Here is an 18,035-nt window from a genome sequence, read left to right as displayed (position 1 = left end):
GATATTAGGGACGATTCCTCAACTCCCGGCGAATGATCTTGCCGGTGGTGGTCATGGGCAGGCTTTCGAGAAATTCGATTGCGCGCGGATATTCGTGGGCGGCCAACCGCGTCTTCACATGGTCCTGGATCGCGGCGACCAGCGCGTCGTCTGCCGTTACCCCCTCCTGCAGCACGATGAAGGCCTTGACGATCTCGGTGCGCAGCGGGTCGGGCACGCCGACCACCGCCGCCATGCGGACGGCGGGATGGCCGATCAGGCAATCCTCGATCTCGCCGGGACCGATGCGGTAGCCGGCCGAGGTGATGACATCGTCATCGCGCCCGACGAAGCGGATGTAGCCGTCCTCGTCCAGTTCCCCCTGGTCGCCGGTGACCAGCCAGTCGCCGATAAATTTCGCCGCGGTGGCGCCCGGGTTGTTCCAGTAGCCGAGGAACATCACCGGGTCCGGCCGGCGCACCGCGATCAGCCCGATCCGTTCCGGCGGCAGGCGGTTGCCCTCCCCGTCGATCACCGCCACGTCATGGCCGGGAACCGGTCGGCCCATGATGCCCGGCTTCGGCGCCATCAGCGTGGCTGCCGAGGAGACGATCATGTTGCATTCGGTCTGGCCGTAGAACTCGTTGATGGTGACGCCGAAAGTCTCCCGTCCCCAGTCGAGCATCCCGGCGCCCAAGGTCTCGCCGCCGCTGGCGACGGAGCGCATGGCGATGGCGTGGCGTGCCCGCGGCGCCGTTACCGACCGCATCATCTTCAGCGCCGTCGGCGGCAGGAAGGCGTTGCGCACCCGGAACTCGGCCAGCAGGGCGAAGGCGGCCTCCGCATCGAACTTCTCGAACCGGTGGGAGACGACCGTCACCCCGTGGTGCCAGGCCGGCAGCAGCACGTCGAGCAGCCCGCCGATCCACGCCCAGTCCGCCGGCGTCCAGATGCGGTCGCCCGGCTGCGGGAACAGGTCGTGCGACATCTCCACGCCCGGCAGATGGCCCAGCAGCACCCGGTGCGCATGCAGCGCCCCCTTTGGCTGGCCGGTGGTGCCGGAGGTGTAGATGATCAGGGCCGGATCGTCGGGACCGGTGTCGGCCGGGGCGAAGTCGTCCGACGCCGCGTCGCACAGCGCATGCCAGTCGAGGCAGTTGGCCCCCGACCCGTCGATGCGGAAGACGGCGCGCAACTCCGGCAGGCGGTCGCGGATCTGGGCGATCTTCGCGGCGCCGGCTGCATCGGTGACCACGGCGCGGGCGCCGCAATTGGCCAGCCGGTACTCCAGCGCCTCCACCCCGAACAGCGAGAACAGCGGCACCGCGATGCCGCCCAGCTTGTAGACGGCGACATGGCTGATTGCGGTTTCCGGTGCCTGGGGCAGCAGGATGCCGACCCGGTCGCCGCGGCCGATGCCCTGGGCGGCGAGCGCATTGGCGAAGCGGTTGGACAGGGCGCGGATGTCGGCGAAGCGGTATTCCTCCACCCCGCCGTCGCGCCGCTTGTTGATCAGGGCGATGCGGTCCGGCTCGGACTCCGCCCAGCGGTCGCAGACGTCGACTCCGATGTTGTAGCGGTCGGGGACGCGCCAGGCGAAGGCGCGGGACACCCCGTCATAGCTGTCCGCGTTGGGCAGCATGTTCGTTCCCTCCCAAGGGTTTGTCGTCGATTCCTTTGCGGAATCGTTGGCCCGATCATAGGGGCAAGCGAGGCACCGCGTCACGCGCCGGGAATAAGATGCGGGTCAGCCATGTTGATGGCGTCAGGAACGAACGGTTTCGTGCCGATCCGAACAGGACCCAACAGGACGAGAGCCACCATGAAAGCCAGCCCCTTCCTCGCCGCCGCGCTGTCCGCCAGCCTGCTCGCGGCCCCGCTTGCCGGCTGTGCCCAGCCCGGCTACGGCGACTCCTATGGCGGCGTCAGCGCCAACAAGCAGACGGCCGGCACCGTGCTGGGCGGCGTGGTCGGCGGTCTGGCCGGCTCGCGCTTCGGCGGCGGCAGCGGCAAGCTGGTGGCGGTCGGTGTCGGCACGCTGCTGGGTGCGGCGCTGGGCAGTGCTGCGGGCGCCTCGCTCGACCGCGCCGACCAGACCTATGCCCAGCAGGCGGCGGTCAATGCCTACAGCGCGCCGACCGGCAGCACCGTGCGCTGGAACAATCCGGATACCGGCAATTACGGCAGCTACACGCCGGTGCGCGAGGGCACCGGGCCGCAGGGCCAGCTCTGCCGCGAGTATCAGACCACAATCGTCGTCCAGGGCCGTACCCAGCAGGGCTTCGGCACCGCCTGTCAACAGGGTGACGGCACTTGGCGCGTGGTCAGCTGACGGCGTGAGGGGGAAGGCTCAGGCCAGCGCCGCCCGCCGCCGGACGGCGCTGCCGGCCGGGGATGAGAGCGAGGGCGCCGGTCCGGTCAGGGCATGGGCGATGCGCACCGCCCCTTCCCCGTCCAGCGGCAGCGCAGCGGCGGCATCCTGCATCCGTTGCCGCCGCGTGCCGTCGGCCCATAGAGCGAGCGCCCGCTCGGCAATGATCCTCCCCGCGCTGGCCGGATCGCCGCCGCGGGCATCCACCGCCTCGCTCCAGCCGAGGTCCGCGGCATCGCCGCTTGCCATCGCCTGATTGTCGGCGGTGACCACCAGCAGGGTCGGCACCGCCAATGCGGCCAGTTCCCCCATGGTGCCGCCGCCGGCCGAAACGGCGAGCCCGCTGTCGGCCATCAGCGCGCCCATGCGTGGGCAATCGATCTCCACCACCACGTCGGGGCCGAGACGGTCGGCGAGTGCCGCCAGCTCCGTCGCGCGCGGGTTGCTGCCGCCGACGACCGCGACGATCCGGCAGCCGTCCGGCCGGGCCGCGGCCAACGCCTCCACCACCGGACCGGTCAGCCCCAGCGGGTCGGAGCCACCGAAGGTCACCAGCAGGACGGGCCGTTCGGCGATGCTCCGCAGCGGTTCGCGGGCGGCCAGACGCACCTCCCGCCGCAGCGGGGCATAGCCGGGTCCGAGCAGCAGAAGTGCACCCGGCGCCATCGCCTCATAGGGCAGCGCCGACGCCTGCGGCGCGGCATTGACGACGAGGTCGGCATGCAGCGGGGTGCCGTCGCCCAGGTCGTCCCAGGCCAGCACCCGCGCGCCCGCCGCCTGCAATCCGGCGCGATAGGCCTCGCCGAAACGGTAGCCGTCCAGCATCACGGCGCTGCCATGCTCCCGCCGCAGCAGAGAGCGGGTGGCGGCCAAATCCGCCGCCTCCCCCACCGGGCCGGCGATGGAGACATGGCGGAAGCCGTCCGCCGACAGGCGGCGGTCGATGGCCGGGGTGGATTCCACGGCGGCGAACAGCGTCTCGTGGCCCTGGTCGCGCAGAGCCTCGGCAACGGCGAGGCAACGCATGACATGGCCGGTGCCGATGGTGGGCGAAGCGTCGGCTCGGATGAGGATGACGGCCATGGCACTGGTCCGGAAGAGTCGGCGCGGCAGGTCATCCGCGGCGCGTGGTGTCGAGTCGCCAGCATCTTGGCCCGGCACTTTGCGCCTGTCCAGCGACAGACCGCGCAGCAAGCAGGGGGAAACAGCGGCTGTCGGGCTTCCCGGCCTCAGGTTTCCCGGCCGGCGATGACGCTGGCGGCGGTGGCGAGGCTTTCCGGCGTGCCGATGTCGAGGAAGCGGGCCTTGGCGACATGGGCGTTCAGCGTGCCGGGCGGCAGCTTCTCCAGCACGTCGCGTTCCAGCGAGACCGCCCCCGCCGCGATGAAGCGGTCGAGGAAGGCGGCGGAGAACAGGTAGACCCCGGCATTGATGGTGCCGGCCCCCGCGGCCTTCGCCGGGAAGCTGCGGATACGGCTGTCCGGCCCGATCTCCACCCGCACGAAGCGGGAGGCATCCTCCACCGTCACGCACAGGACCGACGCCTCCGCCCCCGACAGGCGGTGCGAGGCGACGAAGGCGCGCAGATCGGCATCCAGGAAGGTATCGCCGTTCACCACCAGGATGGTGCTGCTGCGCAGTTCCTTGCGGACATAACCCAGCGCCCCGGCGGTGCCCAGCGGCCGCGGCTCGATCTGGCAGACCACGTCGATGGTGCCGGCCGAGTCGCCGCGGGCGAGCCAGGCGGTCACCCGGTCGGCCAGATGGCCGAGGCACAGCACCACGCGGCGCGATCCGTATGTAGACAAATAATCGAGCAGATGGCCGAGGAAGGCGCGGCCCGCGATGGGGGCCAGAACCTTCGGCGTATCGCCCAGAACGCCCCGGATGCGCGTGCCCAGCCCGCCGGCGAGCACCGCGACGTCTATGTTGGCAAGAGCGTCCTCAGACCGCACCGACCGTCCTTTCCCTCAAGCCCCGCTGATGCCGGCCTGCCGACGATGCAGCTTACGACGGCGCGGGCGCCCGGTCATCCACCCTGCGCGGGACCCGGCGGCCATAGTCGATAAAGGGCGCGAACGGGAATCGCAATGCGGAATCGCGCCGACGCGTCCTCTCGGATGGTCAGGTCGCGGCGCCATGGGCATCGGCCAGTCGGCGAAGGCGCCATGCCACCATGGATAGAGTGGCGTCATGGCCGGCGGGATCGCCGACCGGCGCCATGGACGGAAACCACGGCCTGACCGCCGTTCCCAGGGACGACCAGTCATCGGCCCCCACGCCGATCCGCCAGACCGGAACGCCCAGCGCGGCGGCGAGTTCCCCCACGGCGGTGGGCGCGGTGACGACGAGGTCGAGGGCGGTCATCAGCGCCGCAACCCCCTCCAGGTCGTTGCGCTGGTCGAGGTCGGGCCAGTGATGCAGGGTCGTGCCGAAAAGCCGCAGGGCTTCCGCCCGCTCCGCCGCATGCTCGTCATACTGAAGGCTGACGAAGGCGATGCCGGGCACGGTGAGGAGCGGTCCCCACTGGGCGATGCGGCTGTAGGCGGCGGCGCGGTCCGCCGTCATGCGGCTGCTGCGCCAGCAGACGCCCACCCTCAGGCCAGGACCAAGGGCGGCCAGCCGCGCACGCCACGCAGCGGTCGATGTCGGGTCGGGCGTCAGGAATGGGGAGGTTGCCGGGAAGTGCCGCAGGCCGGGCCGCAGCCGGGCGGCGACCGTGCCCATCGGGGCGTGGACATCGGCGTCCTGCAGGCCGATCCGATGATCCGGCGTCGGCGCCCGCACCTCGGCCCCCGGCAGGGCACGGGCGAACAGGCCGGTCAGGCGCGGGTCGCACTCGACGATCACCCGCCCGGCCCGGCGGACCAGATCGGGCAGCACGGTTCCGAACAGGATTTCGTCGCCCAGCCCCTGTTCACCCCACACCAGGATGCTGCGGCCCGCCAGATCCTCTCCCTGCCATTCGGGGATGCCGAAGCGGCGAGGCACGGCGTCGCCGGCGGCAAAGCGGTGGGCGTAATCCTCCCAACCGCCGACGATGTCGCCTTCGGCAAGCCGCAGCAGGGCGCGGTTCATGCGCGCCTCCCCCCGGCCGGGCGCGAGTCTCAGGGTCCGTTCGGCGCAGGCGCGGGCGAGCCTGCGCTCGCCCCGCATCAGCGCCGTATGGCCATGGTTGAGCAGGATGTCCGGCAGAGCGGGGGCGAGAGCCGCGGCGCGGCGGTGGGCGTGCAGGGACTCGCTCCACCGTCCGAGCCCGGCCAGGGCCATCCCCAAATTCGACCAGCCCTTGGCCGACACCGGGAGGATGCGCAGCGCCCTGCGGCTGTGGCGGGCGGCGGCGGCGAAGCGTCCCTGCCCCTTCAGCGCGGCGGCGGCCGTGGTGAGCACCCCGGCGAGGGCCGGCGAGAGCGCCGCGGCACGGCTGCAGGCCGCCTCCACCTCGCCATAGCGCCGGTCGGCGAGCAGGGCGGCGGCGAGGTTGCCCCAGCTTTCGGCAATCTGTGGACGCAGCCGGACGGCACGGCGGTGCAGGGTCGCGGCATCCACCGCCGCGCCGCCGGCCTGGAGGGCGACGCCGAGATTTCCCATTGCCTCCGTGAAGGCCGGGTGCAGCGCAAGTGCCCGCCGATGCCAGTGGATGGCGGACTGCGCTTGACCCAATCCCAGCAGGGTAAGGCCGCCATTGGTCCAGCCCGGCGGACGCAGCGGGTCGGCGGCAACCGCCTTGCGGTGGAGGGCGGCGGCCTCAACCAACCGACCCTGTCGATGCAGGGAAACTGCTTTCTCCGATAATGCTTTGCTGGAGTTTCCTGAACCAGCTCCTGAAGGAGGGTCGGCTTTGGGAGCCGGACTTTTCAGGCAGCGGGCCATATCCTCCAGCGTTGCCGACAGCGGTTCGCCGGGCCGGGGTTGGAACAGGCGCATCGATGGATACCAGGGACGCACCCCCGCCCCCAGCTGCGTCCAATCGCGGCCGCCGAAGCGCCAGACCGGCGCGCCGAGCGCACCGGCAAGTTCGCCCACCGACATCGCCGGTGAGATGACGAGATCCAGCCCGGCGATCAGTGCAGCCACGCCGTCGAAATCGTCCTTGCGGTCCAAATCGTCCCAGCGGTGCAGGCGGATGCCGAAGCGCTGCTCGGCCTGCCGGACCTCGTCCTCCACCTCGCCATATTGCAGCACCACCCACTGGATGCCGGGCAGCGCGAACAGCGGCGCCCAGGCGTCGAGCGGCAGATAGGCGGTGCTGCGCTCGGACGTCATCATCTGGCTGCGCCAGCCGATGCCCACCCGCAGGCCGGGTCCGAGCGCCGCCAGCCGTGCGCGCCATCGTTCGGCCAGGGCTGAATCGGGGACCAGCCAGGATGGGCGCGGCGGGAAATCGGCCAGCCGGCGGCGCAGGACCCGCGGCAGGGAGCCTATCGGCACATGGCGGTCGTAATCCGGGATCGCCATCGCCTCGCGCCCCTGCCCATCCAACACCTCCGCTCTCACCCTGAGGGTCGGGAAGGACCGCGCGAACAGTGGCACCAGCCGGCGGTCGACCTCCAGGATGGTGGAGACGGCGCGGCCGGCCAACTCGGAGCAGAGGGCGGAGAAGAGGATGGTGTCGCCCACACCCTGCTCCCCCCAGATCATCAGGCGGCGGCCGGTCAGATCCTCCCCGCGCCAGGGCTGGGCACGGGGCTGGCGTCCCTGCCCGATCTGCCCCGAGCCGAAGCGCCAGGCATAGCCGGGCCAGCCGCGGTCGAGGTCACCGGCCTCCAGCCGCAGCAGGCCCTTGTTGAAGTGGGAGAGGGAAAGGTCCGGGCGCAGGCACAAGGCGCGGTCGTAGCAGCGCTCCGCCCCGGTGGTATCGCCAAGCCGCTGGCGTGCCAGCCCCAGATTGCTCCAGGCCTCGCCATAGGCGGGATCCAGCGCCAGCGCGCTGCGATAGTAGACCGCCGCCCCGGCATGGTCGTGCCGGCCCTGGCGCAAATGGCCCAGATTGTTGCGGGCCCGCGCCTCCAGCGGAGCGAGGAGGATGGCCCGGCGCTGTGACCGTTCGGCCTCGGCGAAGCGCTCGGCGTTGCGCAGGGCGTTGCCGAGATTGGTGTGGGTCTCGGCTAGGGCGGGGTCGAGCGCAAGGGCGGCATGCCATGCCCGCCACGCGTCTCCCGTCCGGCCCGCGGCGTGGCGGGCATTGCCCAGATTGTTCCACGCTCCGGCGAAATCCGGGCGGTGGCCGAGCGCCTGCCGGTGCAGTGCCTCGGCCTCCGCATATCGGCCTTGGGCGGTGCGGATGCTGCCGTGATTGTCCAGAGCTTCCGCATGGTTAGGCTCGATGGCGGTCGCCGCATCGAAGCAGGTGGCCGCATCCTCCAGTTGCCCAAGAACCTTAAGACAGAGGCCCAGGCCATTGAGGCAGAACGCATTTCGTGGATCGATTCGCAGCGTGTCGGCGTAGCGCTCGGCGGCTTCCTCCATCCGTCCTGCGGCGTGGAGCGCAGCGGCCAGGGCCGACAATGTTGCGGGGTCGTTGGCGCTGCCGCCCAGTGCTGCCGCCATGCGCAACGCGTCGGCCGCTTCCGCCATCCGTCCGAGATGACGCAGGCTGACCGCGCGGTTGGTCCAGGGGCGTGGATCGCCGGGCAGCAACTCCGCCGCCTTCGCGTGGGCTTCGAGCGCCTCTTCCGCCCGGCCAAGCCCCTGCAGGGCGGCGCCAAGGTTCAGGTGGGCATCGGCCAGGCCGGGTGACAGGCGGGCGGCCTCCGCATACTGGAAAGACGCCTCCGCCAAGCGGTCCTGTGCCGCCAGCACCAGTCCAAGATTGAAATGAGCGCCGACATGGCCGGGGTCGCGCTCCAACGCCCGTCGCTGTGCCGCCTCCGCCTCGACCAGCCGGCCCAGCCGTTGCAGGACGATGCCGCGGTTGGCGTGGTAGTCTGCGACCTGCGGAGCAAGCCCGACAGCTTTATCAATCAGGGCAATGGCTTGTTCATTTTTATTGAGCTGGTGGTGGAGGACGCCGAGCAGATGCAGGGCATCCGCATGAAGCGGATCCGCATCGAGAACCTGCCGATACAGCGGTTCGGCATCTGCCAGGGCGCCCGCCTGATGGTGACGAAGCGCTTCGGTGAACCGGTCGATGACGCTCACAGAGCACCTGCGGAAAGTCTGGCAACCAGTTGCGCTGCCTGGGGAATGGCTTCGGCGATGCCGGTGCCGCCCTGGGGGTGGATGCAGCGCATGGTCGGGAACCACGGACGCACCGCGGTGCCCAGTTGAGTCCAGTCCCGCCGGCCGAGCCGCCAGACCGGCACGCCGAGCGCCGCCGCCATCTCTCCCGCGGAAGACGCGACGGTGACCGCCAGATCCAAATTCGCCATCAGGGCCGCCGTGTTCTCAAGGTCGCCGATCTGGTCCAGGTCGGGCCAGCGGTGGATGCGCAGGCCGAAGCGGTCCTCGACCGCCGCAATCTCCTCCTCGCGCCCGTCATATTGCAGGCTGATCGGGTGCAGGCCGGGAAGGCGCAGCAAAGGAAGCCAGTCTTCCAGCTCCGTGTAGGACTGACGGCGTTCGGTGGTGATGCGCTTGCTGGTCCAGGCGATGCCGACCGCCAGACCGGGGCCGAGTGCATCCAGACGCTGCCGCCATGCCGCCACCCGCTCCGGATCCGGCTTCAGCCAACCGGCGGGAGGCGTCGGGACGGGCGCCGTCCTCCACATCAGCCGCGGCAGCGAACCGAAGGGCAGATGGCAGTCGGCATCGGTCGGCCGGCGCGTCGGGGCTCGGATGGTGGTGCCGGGAAAGGAGCGCTGGAACAGCGAGATCAGCCGTGGTTCGCATTCGACGATCAGGTCGGGATAGCGGGCGATGGCCTGCGGCAGCAGGGCGCCGAACATGAGCTCGTCGCCCAGACCCTGCTCCGCCCACAGCAGAAGGCGGCGGCCGGCGAGATCGTCGCCCTCCCATTCCGGGATGTCCAACGGCCGCTTGGGCCGCAGCCTGCCGGAGTCGAAGCGGGCGGCATAATCCTCCCACCCCTCGGCCAGCCGTCCCTGGCGCAGGCGCAGGATGGCGCGGTTGAAGCGGGCGAGCGCCTGCGCCGGATCGGCGTCGAGTGCGCGGGTGAACTCCTGCTCCGCCCCATCCTCGTCGCCCAAATCCTGAAGCGCGAGTGCCAGATTGGTGTGGGCGGCGGCATAGCCGGAGCGCAGGCCCAGCGCACTGCGCTGCAGATCGGCGGACTCCCCCGTCCGGCCCTGCAGGCGGCGGACGGTGCCGAGGTTGGTCATCGCCTCCGCCATTGTCGGGTCCAGCCGCAGCGCGCGGGCGAAGGCCTCCGCCGCGGCATCGATGCGGTCGGTGCTCTGCAGGGCGAGACCGAAGGCGTTCCAGGCCTCGGCATCCGCCGGTTCCAGCGCCAGATAGCGCCGGTAGGCGGGCTCGGCATTCTCACTGTGCCGCTGGAGGGAGCCGGCCAGCGCCAACGCCGCGGGGGCGTGATCGGGCCGGCGGGCCAATACGGCGCGCAACGCCGCCTCCCCCTCCTCGGCACGGCCGAGGTCGAGCAGAGCGAGCCCCAGAGCGGCGCGCGCCTCGGTCAGCGTCGGGTTGGTTGCCAGCGCGTGGCGCAGCAACGGTTCCGCCTCCGCCGAGCGGCCCAGGCTGCGCAGAACGGAGCCGAGGTTGCCCTCAGCCTCCGCATAATCGGGACGGGCGCGCAGGGCCGCACGGTAGGCGGTGGCCGCCTCCTCCGCCTTTCCCTGGGCGTTCAGGGCATTGCCGAGCGTGTTGGCGGCTTCGGGAAACGGGTTGCGCAAGCGCAGGGCGTTGCGGGCAGCGCGTTCCGCCTCGGCGGAGCGGCCGAGCGCCTGGAGGGAATAGGCGAGGTTGGCGTGGTAATCGGGAACGTCGCGCTTGGCCGCCACCGCCTGTCCGATCAGGTCGGCGGCCTCTTTGAGACGGCCGGTCTGGCAGGCGATCATGCCCAACAGATGGAGCGCGTCGGGATGGCGCGGCTGGGCGGCGATTGCTTGGCGATAGAGAGCTTCGGCGTCGGCCAAGCGGCCTGCCTGATGCAGCGGCACGGCTTGTCCCACCAGCGCAGCGGCGGTGGCAGCGGCAGAATTGCCGGATTTGCGCTTGTTGCTCATACCCCGTGCCGGTTTCGTTGGCCACGGGTAAGGGATAGCACGAATTGGGTGCGGTGGAAGGGATATGGCGCTGCGCTTGCCCCCTCCCCAACCCTCCCCCACCTGCGGTGGGAGAGGGAGTTGAGTGGCAGAGCGGCGGAGGGCTAGGGAGGGGGCAACCCCGTCCTACGCCACGCCCACCGGCGGGGTCGGGGCGGCGTTGACCGGGTCGGCGAGCTGGGCGTCGACCACGGCGACGGCGGTCATGTTGACCAGACCGCGGGTGGTGACCGACGGGGTGACGATGTGGACCGGCCGCTGGACGCCCAGCAGGATCGGGCCGACATTCTGCGCCTCGCCCAGGATCTTCATCATGTTGAAGGCTATGTTGGCGGCGTCCAGCGTCGGCATCACCAGCAGGTTCGCCTCGCCCTTCAGGCGGCTGTCGGGCAGCAGCTCCTTGCGGATGGCAGGGGCGAGGGCGGCGTCGGCATGCATCTCGCCGTCGATCTCCACGTCCGGCATCTGCTCATACGCCAGTTCCACCGCGGCGCGCATCTTGCGGGCCGACGGCGTGTCGGCACTACCGAAGTTGGAGTGGGACAGAAGGGCCACCTTCGGCTCGATGCCGAAGCGCTTCACCTCGTCCGCCGCCAGCCGGGCGATCTCGGCCACCTGCTCGGCGGTCGGATCGGGATTGACATAGGTGTCGGTGATGAAGTGGACGCCCTTCTGCGAGATCAGCGCGTTCATCGTCGCGGCGACCTTCACCCCGTCGCGCAGGCCGATCAGGCCGCAGATATGCGCCCAATGCTCGTTGAAGCGGCCGGTGGTGCCGCAGACCAGCGCGTCGGCCTCGCCACGGCGGACCATCAGGGCGCCGAAGACGGTCGGCTGGGTGCGCACCACGTTGGCGGCATGGCTGGGCGACACGCCGCGGCGGCCCATCAGCTTGCGGTAATGTTCGGTGAAGTTGTGATAGCGCGGGTCGCGGATGATCTCGATGACCTCGACGTCCTGGCCGATCTTCAGGCGCAGGCCCATCTCGGAAATGACGCGCTCGATCACCTCGCGCCGGCCGATCAGCACCGGCTGGGCGATGCCGTCGTCCACCACCACCTGGGCGCAGCGGATCACGCGCGGATCCTCGCCCTCGGCATAGACGACGCGCTTGGGCGCAGTCTTCGCCTTGGTGATGACCGGCTTCATGAACAGGCCGGAGCGGATGACATACTGGTTCAGCTGGTCGCGATAGGCGCGGAAATCGGGGATCGGCCGGGTGGCGACGCCGGATTCCATGGCGGCACGGGCGACGGCCGACGACACCTCGACGATCAGGCGCGGGTCGAAGGGCTTGGGCAGGATGTAGTCCGGGCCGAAGCGCAGCGTTTCACCGACATAGGCCGCCGCCACCACGTCCGACGGTTCGGCGCGGGCGAGATTGGCCATGGCGTGGGTCGCCGCGATCTTCATCTCCTCGTTCACCGTGGTGGCGCCGACGTCCAGCGCACCGCGGAAGATGAAGGGGAAGCAGAGGACGTTGTTGACCTGATTGGGGAAGTCGGAGCGGCCGGTGGCGATGATGGCGTCGGGGCGGGCTTGGCGGGCCAGATCCGGCATGATCTCCGGCTCCGGGTTGGCGAGCGCCAGGATCAGCGGCTTGTCGGCCATGCGGGACAGCAGCTCCGGCTTCAGCACCTTGGCGCCGGACAGGCCGAGGAAGATGTCGGCGCCGTCGATGACGTCGGCCAGCACGCGGGCATCGGTCGCCTGGGCGTAGGCTTCCTTGTACTCGTTCATCTCCTCGTTGCGGCCCTTGTGGACCACCCCGATGCGGTCGACCAGCCAGACATTCTCGCGCTTGACGCCGAGAGACAGCATCAGGTCGAGGCAGGCGATGCCGGCAGCCCCGCCGCCGGTGGAGACCACCTTGACCTTGGAGATGTCCTTGCCGACCAGGGCCAAGCCGTTCAGAACCGCGGCGCCCACCACGATGGCGGTGCCGTGCTGGTCGTCGTGGAACACCGGGATCTTCATGCGCTCGCGGCAGCGGCGCTCGATCTCGAAACAGGCGGGGGCGGCGATGTCTTCCAGGTTGATGGCGCCGAAGGTCGGCTCCAGCCGGACGATGGTGTCGACCAGCGCATCGACGTCCAGCTCGTTCAGTTCGATGTCGAAGCAGTCGATGCCCGCGAACTTCTTGAAGAGGACGGCCTTGCCTTCCATCACCGGCTTGGCGGCATAGGGACCGATATGGCCCAGGCCCAGCACCGCGGTGCCGTTGGTGACCACCGCGACCAGATTGGCGCGCGAGGTCAGCTCCGCCGCCTTCGACTGGTCCTCGGCGATGGCGGTGCAGGCGTGGGCCACGCCCGGCGAATAAGCCAGCGCCAGATCGCGCTGGTTGGCCATGGGCTTGGTCGCGACGATCGCCAGCTTACCGGGCCGCGGGTTGCGGTGATACTCAAGCGCCATCGCTTCAAAATCGCCGGACATCGGGTCTCTTCCTCCGGTTAACAAGATTTCAGTTAATTCTTTGCGTTCACTTCACCTGATTGGCGGTTATAGCCCATTCGGACTGTTGCGCCAACCATCCCCGGCAAACGGACAGGGGACGATTCGAACCAAATCGAACCGTCCCCCTTAGCTTACAGGATCCGCGGACGGGCCGGATGGATCATCTTTGGATTTTCCAAATCCGGCGGCCGGTCCTGCTTTCCTGTCATTTGCCTGTCGTCAGATGCGGGCCAGCGCCGGCTCCTTGAAGTGCTGCTGGTACTCTGTGACCGCCTTGCTCTCGTCGAACTCGCCTTCCATCTTGGCGACGACGACGGTGGCGACGCCGTTGCCGATCAGGTTGGTCAGGGCGCGGGCTTCCGACATGAAGCGGTCGACGCCCAGCAGCAGGGCCAGGCCTTCGATCGGCAGCACGCCGGTGGCCGACAGGGTGGCGGCCAGCGTCACGAAGCCGCCGCCGGTCACCGCCGCCGCACCCTTGGAGGTCAGCATCAGGATGACCAGGATGTAGAGCTGCTGCCAGATCGTCAGGTCGACGTTGAAGGCCTGGGCGATGAAGATCGCGGCCATCGACAGGTAGATGGAGGTGCCGTCGAGGTTGAAGGAGTAGCCGGTGGGGATGACGAGGCCGACGACATGCTTGGAGCAGCCGAACTTCTGCATCTTCTCCATCATGCGCGGCAGCACGGACTCCGAGGAGGAGGTGCCGAGCACGATCAGCAGTTCCTGGCGGATGTAGCGGATGAAGCTCCAGATGCTGAAGCCATAGGCCTTGGCGATGCCGCCCAGCACGACGAAGACGAAGATCGCCATCGTGATGTAGACCGACGCCATCAGCTGGCCGAGAGCGGTCAGCGAGGAGATGCCGTACTTGCCGATGGTGAAGGACATGGCGCCGAAGGCGCCGACCGGGGCGACGCGCATCAGGATGCCGATCACGCCGAACAGGGCATGGCCGATCTTGTCGAAGATGTCCTCGACCACCTTGCCCTTCTGGCCCATGGCCGACAGCGCGACGCCGAACACCACGGCGAAGAACAGGATCTGCAGCATGTCGCCCTGGACGAAGGCGCCGACGACGTTGTCCGGCACGATGCCGACGACGAAGTCGATGAAGCCGTGTTCCTTGGCGGTGGTGGCGTATTTCTGCACCGAGTCGGCCTGCAGCTGGCCGGGATGGATGTTCATGCCGGCGCCCGGACGCACGAGATTGACGACCAGCAGGCCGATGCCGAGCGCGAAGGTGGTCACAACCTCGAAATACAGCAGCGCCTTGCCGCCGACCTTGCCGACCTTCTTCAGGTTGCCGATCGAGGAGATGCCGGTCACCACCGTCAGGAAGACGATGGGGCCGATCACCATCTTGACCATCTTGATGAACAGGTCGCCCAGCGGTTTCATCTGCACCGCGACGGACGGATAGAAATGGCCCAGCAGGATGCCGATGGTGATGGCGCTCAGAACCTGGAAGGTCAGGTTGGTGTAGAAGGGCTTCTTCGCCCCATCCCGGCGCGCGTCGATGGCGTCTGCGCTCATGCTGCTCTCCTCAAGGCGTTCTTGGGTGGCGTTCCTGGCGGGGCGCCCGTTCTTTCGTCCGGCATTGGCGCCGGCTGGGCGGGCGGCCCCCAACTGATTGCCAGTGAAAGCAAGCGGTGGGCCAATTGCTGATTCCAGCAACATCAAGCATTTGGCGAATGACGGAGGGCGAGAATCCGCACGACAGGGGGCTTCCTGATGTGCGAAAATCCGCACACTTCACAGCGCTGCGGCATCTTTGTTGCGGCGCAGCATGACGAAAGACGCCGTTGCTTAGCCACCCGACCGACCCCGCGACAGATTCGACCGTCCATTCCGCCGCGCCACCGGCACCTGCCCCGCCGTCCCGCGCGGCGCAGATGGTGGCCCGTGCGCTGGAGCGGCCGCGCCGGCTGCTGATGGCGGCGCTTCTGCTGGGCGTTCCGGTCGCGGCGGCGCTGGCGGCCGGCTGGGCGTCGTCGCACGCTCAAGGCGAACTGCGGGACAGCGCGCGGGCGCAGCTGGCGCTCTACAACGCCAATCTGCGGGCGGAGCTGGAGCGGCATGCCGCCGTGCCCCTGGCCCTGGCCCAGGATGCGGAGGTCCGCGCCCTGCTGGCCCATCCGTCGCCGGCGGCGATGGACCGGCTGAACCGCAAGCTGGAGGACATCGCGCGGGCGCTGGACGCGCTGGCGCTCTATGTGATGGACGCCAGGGGCACGACGGTGGCGGCCAGCAACTGGAACGACGCCGCCAGTTTCGTGGGCGAGAATTTCTCCTATCGGCCCTATTTCCGCATGGCCATCGACCAGGGGGAGGGGCACCATTTCGCGCGGGGCACCACCTCGCTGGTGCCGGGCTATTACACCGCCAACCGGGTGGTGGCGGAAAACCGCACAGTGGGCGCGGTGGTGCTGAAGCTGGGCTTCGACCGGTTGGAACGGGCCTGGGCGCCGGGGCAGGAGAAGCTGCTGGTGACCGACCGCGACGGGGTGGTCTTCATCACCAACACGCCGTCCTGGCGCTATCGCGCCCTGCCCCGCCGGCTGCCGATCAGCCTGCCCATCGTCCCGCAGGGCACCAGCGAGGGGCTGGACGTGCTGCCCTGGATCTTCGGCGGTGCGTCCGACCGCATCGCACTGGAGGAGAAGGGCGGGCTTCGCCACTATCTGCTGTCGTCGGTGGCGATGCCCGGCGGCGATTGGACCCTGCACAGCCTGACCAGCCTGGATCCGGTGACAGCCCGCGCCTGGGTCGCCGGGCTGCTCGCCGCCGCGGTGGTGGCGATGGCCGCGCTCACCGCCTATGCCGTGGCCCTGCGCCGGGTCGCGCTGGTGGAGCGCATCGCCCTGCAGGAGGAATCGCGGGCGGAACTGGAACGCCGGGTCGCCGCCGCCACCGCCGATCTGCGCGCGGCGGAGAACGAATTGACCCAGGCGGCGAAGCTGGCGGCGCTGGGCCAGATGTCGGCGGGCATCGCGCATGAGATCAACCAGCCGCTGGCCGCCATGCGCAGCTTCGCCGACAATGCGGTGGTCCTGCTGGAGCGCGGGCGGATGGACGCGGTGCGCGGCAATCTGGCGGAGATCGCGGAGCTGACCGACCGCATGGCGGCCATCACCCGCCAGTTGAAGGGCTTCGCCCGCCGCGCCTCCGGCACGCTGGGTCCGGTGTCGGTCCATGCCGCGGTCGGGCAGGCCCTGGCGCTTCTGGAATCCAAGCTGCGGCGGGAGGACATCACGGTCGAGGTCGATCTGCCCGACCGGCCGGTGCGGGTGGTGGGCGAGGATGTGCGGCTGCAACAGGTGCTGGTCAACCTGATCGGCAACGCGGCCGACGCCATGCGCGGCTGTCCCGTGCGCCGCCTGCGCATCGGGCTGGTCACGGCGGAGGGGGAAGCGCTGCTGAGCGTCGCCGACACCGGCAGCGGCATCGCCGAGGCGGATTTGCCGCGGCTGTTCGTCCCCTTCTTCACCACCAAGGAGGCCGGCGAGGGGCTGGGGCTCGGCCTGTCGATCAGCCACGGCATCGTCGAGGATTTCGGCGGCAGCCTGACCGCCGCCAACCGCAACGGCAAGCCCGGACAGGGAGCCGTCTTCACCCTGAGGCTCAAGACCACGGAAACACCTGCATGACCGGAACCCTTTCGGAAAACACCGCCCCGGACAACGCCGCCCCGGACAATGCCGGCAGCGTCCTGTTCGTCGACGACGAGCGCGCGGTGAGGCTGGCCGGACAGCAGGCGTTGGAGCTGGCCGGGTTCGAGGTGACGGCCTGCGACGGGGCGGAGCGGGCCTTGCGTCATCTCGGCCGCGACTGGCCGGGCTGCCTCGTCACCGATGTGCGGATGCCGCAGATGGACGGGCTGGCGTTGCTGGCGCGGGTGCGGGAGATCGATCCCGATCTGCCGGTCATCCTGATCACCGGTCATGGCGATGTGCCGATGGCGGTCGAGGCGATGCGCAACGGCGCCTATGATTTCCTGGAGAAACCCTTCCCGTCCGACCGCCTGACCGAGATCGCCCGCCGCGCGGTGGAAAAGCGCCGGCTGGTGATGGAGAACCGCCGGCTGCGGGCGCAGATCGCCGGCGGCGCCGATCCCGCCGGGACCATCGTCGGCCGCACCCCCGGCATCGAGCGGCTGCGCACCACCATCGCCGCGGTCGCCGACACCGATGCCGATGTTCTGGTGTTCGGCGAGACCGGCACCGGCAAGGAGATGGTGGCCCGTGCGCTTCACGAGGCGAGCGGACGACGCAAGAGCCCCTTCGTCGCGCTGAACTGCGGCGCCATGCCGGAATCGATCTTCGAAAGCGAGCTGTTCGGGCACGAGGCCGGCGCCTTCACCGGCGCCGCCAAGCGCCGCGTCGGCCGGATCGAGCATGCCAGCGGCGGCACCCTGTTCCTGGACGAGATCGAAAGCATGCCGCTGTCGCTGCAGGTCAAGCTGCTGCGGGTGATCCAGGAACGGGTGGTCGAGCCGCTGGGATCGAACGAGCAGGTGCCGGTCGACCTGCGGGTGGTCGCCGCCACCAAGGCGGATCTGCGGCAGGCGGCGGATGCCGGGACCTTCCGTGCCGACCTCTATTACCGGCTGAACGTGGTGGTGCTGACCATCCCGCCGCTGCGGGAACGGCGCGACGACATCCCATTGCTGTTCCAGCATTTCGTCGTCCAGGCCGCCACACGCTACAACCGCGAGCCGCGCGTGCCGACCCGCGAGCAGTTGCAGCGGTTGATGGGCCAGGACTGGCCGGGCAACGTCCGCGAATTGCGCAATGCCGCCGACCGCTTCGTGCTGGGGCTGGAGGAGGTGGCGCCTGTGGCGGCGGCCGCACCGTCCACGCTGTCGCTGGCCGAACAGGTGGATCTGTTCGAAAAAGGCCTGATTCAATCGGAACTGGCCCGGCAGCGCGGCAGCGTCAAGGCGGCCATCGAGGCGCTGAACATCCCGCGCAAGACCTTCTACGACAAGCTGAAGCGCTACGGCCTGAGCCGGGAGGATTTCATCGAGTGAAGCGCTGCGCTGGGTG

10 protein-coding genes are annotated in these 18,035 nt (G+C 69.5%); 3 read left to right on the top strand and 7 right to left on the bottom strand.

Annotation, left to right across the window (positions count from 1 at the left end; all coding sequences use genetic code 11):
• Positions 1–4 precede the first annotated feature (4 nt).
• Positions 5–1,621 (bottom strand): acyl-CoA synthetase, encoded by a 1,617-nt coding sequence (locus AZOLI_RS16615; RefSeq protein ID WP_014188324.1) that lies wholly within the window; start codon positions 1,619–1,621, stop codon positions 5–7.
• Between the two features lie 180 nt (positions 1,622–1,801).
• On the opposite strand from AZOLI_RS16615, the gene AZOLI_RS16610 reads away from it, so the two are divergent.
• Positions 1,802–2,311 carry an RT0821/Lpp0805 family surface protein gene (locus AZOLI_RS16610; RefSeq protein WP_014188323.1) on the top strand — a complete coding sequence of 170 codons (510 nt, stop codon included), beginning with the start codon at positions 1,802–1,804 and terminating at the stop codon, positions 2,309–2,311.
• Between the two features lie 18 nt (positions 2,312–2,329).
• Here AZOLI_RS16610 and pseG read toward each other — a convergent pair whose 3' ends face one another.
• From pseG to AZOLI_RS16580, 6 genes are all read right to left on the bottom strand, one after another.
• Positions 2,330–3,433: a UDP-2,4-diacetamido-2,4,6-trideoxy-beta-L-altropyranose hydrolase gene (pseG, locus tag AZOLI_RS16605; RefSeq protein ID WP_014188322.1), complete on the bottom strand. Its 1,104-nt coding sequence runs from the start codon at positions 3,431–3,433 to the stop codon at positions 2,330–2,332.
• A gap of 146 nt (positions 3,434–3,579) precedes the next feature.
• Positions 3,580–4,305 carry a nucleotidyltransferase family protein gene (locus AZOLI_RS16600; protein WP_014188321.1) on the bottom strand — a complete coding sequence of 242 codons (726 nt, stop codon included), beginning with the start codon at positions 4,303–4,305 and terminating at the stop codon, positions 3,580–3,582.
• Positions 4,306–4,474: 169 nt separating this feature from the next.
• The gene (locus tag AZOLI_RS16595) at positions 4,475–8,491 is read right to left on the bottom strand and encodes a tetratricopeptide repeat protein (protein WP_014188320.1); all 4,017 of its coding nucleotides are present in this window, start codon (positions 8,489–8,491) and stop codon (positions 4,475–4,477) included.
• Positions 8,488–10,491 (bottom strand): tetratricopeptide repeat protein, encoded by a 2,004-nt coding sequence (locus AZOLI_RS16590; RefSeq protein ID WP_014188319.1) that lies wholly within the window; start codon positions 10,489–10,491, stop codon positions 8,488–8,490. The genes AZOLI_RS16595 and AZOLI_RS16590 overlap by 4 nt, the downstream gene beginning before the upstream one ends.
• A 165-nt stretch (positions 10,492–10,656) precedes the next feature.
• A complete protein-coding gene (locus tag AZOLI_RS16585) occupies positions 10,657–12,966 on the bottom strand; it encodes an NADP-dependent malic enzyme (protein ID WP_014188318.1) in 2,310 nt (769 codons plus the stop codon).
• A 240-nt stretch (positions 12,967–13,206) separates the two neighbouring features.
• Positions 13,207–14,523, bottom strand: coding sequence for a dicarboxylate/amino acid:cation symporter (locus AZOLI_RS16580; RefSeq protein ID WP_014188317.1), 1,317 nt, complete (start codon positions 14,521–14,523; stop codon positions 13,207–13,209).
• A gap of 269 nt (positions 14,524–14,792) precedes the next feature.
• Between AZOLI_RS16580 and AZOLI_RS16575 the strand changes: the two genes are divergently transcribed.
• Together AZOLI_RS16575 and AZOLI_RS16570 are read left to right on the top strand one after the other, a co-directional pair.
• Positions 14,793–16,637 carry an ATP-binding protein gene (locus AZOLI_RS16575; RefSeq protein WP_244442568.1) on the top strand — a complete coding sequence of 615 codons (1,845 nt, stop codon included), beginning with the start codon at positions 14,793–14,795 and terminating at the stop codon, positions 16,635–16,637.
• Entirely contained in the window at positions 16,634–18,019 is a 1,386-nt protein-coding gene (locus AZOLI_RS16570) for a sigma-54-dependent transcriptional regulator (protein WP_014188315.1), read from the top strand. Before AZOLI_RS16575 ends, AZOLI_RS16570 begins: the two co-directional genes overlap by 4 nt.
• Positions 18,020–18,035 lie beyond the last annotated feature (16 nt).

It is taken from the genome of Azospirillum lipoferum 4B (assembly GCF_000283655.1).
In the GTDB taxonomy this organism is placed as follows: domain Bacteria; phylum Pseudomonadota; class Alphaproteobacteria; order Azospirillales; family Azospirillaceae; genus Azospirillum; species Azospirillum lipoferum_C.
Note: the sequence above shows the minus strand (reverse complement) of the source record. Positions and strands in the feature narration are given on the sequence as shown.

Coding starts and splice junctions, on each gene's coding strand:
- AZOLI_RS16615 (WP_014188324.1), bottom strand. CDS start 1,621: ATGCTGCCCAACGCGGACAGCTATGACGGGGTGTCCCGCGCCTTCGCC.
- AZOLI_RS16610 (WP_014188323.1), top strand. CDS start 1,802: ATGAAAGCCAGCCCCTTCCTCGCCGCCGCGCTGTCCGCCAGCCTGCTC.
- pseG (WP_014188322.1), bottom strand. CDS start 3,433: ATGGCCGTCATCCTCATCCGAGCCGACGCTTCGCCCACCATCGGCACC.
- AZOLI_RS16590 (WP_014188319.1), bottom strand. CDS start 10,491: ATGAGCAACAAGCGCAAATCCGGCAATTCTGCCGCTGCCACCGCCGCT.
- AZOLI_RS16585 (WP_014188318.1), bottom strand. CDS start 12,966: ATGTCCGGCGATTTTGAAGCGATGGCGCTTGAGTATCACCGCAACCCG.
- AZOLI_RS16580 (WP_014188317.1), bottom strand. CDS start 14,523: ATGAGCGCAGACGCCATCGACGCGCGCCGGGATGGGGCGAAGAAGCCC.
- AZOLI_RS16570 (WP_014188315.1), top strand. CDS start 16,634: ATGACCGGAACCCTTTCGGAAAACACCGCCCCGGACAACGCCGCCCCG.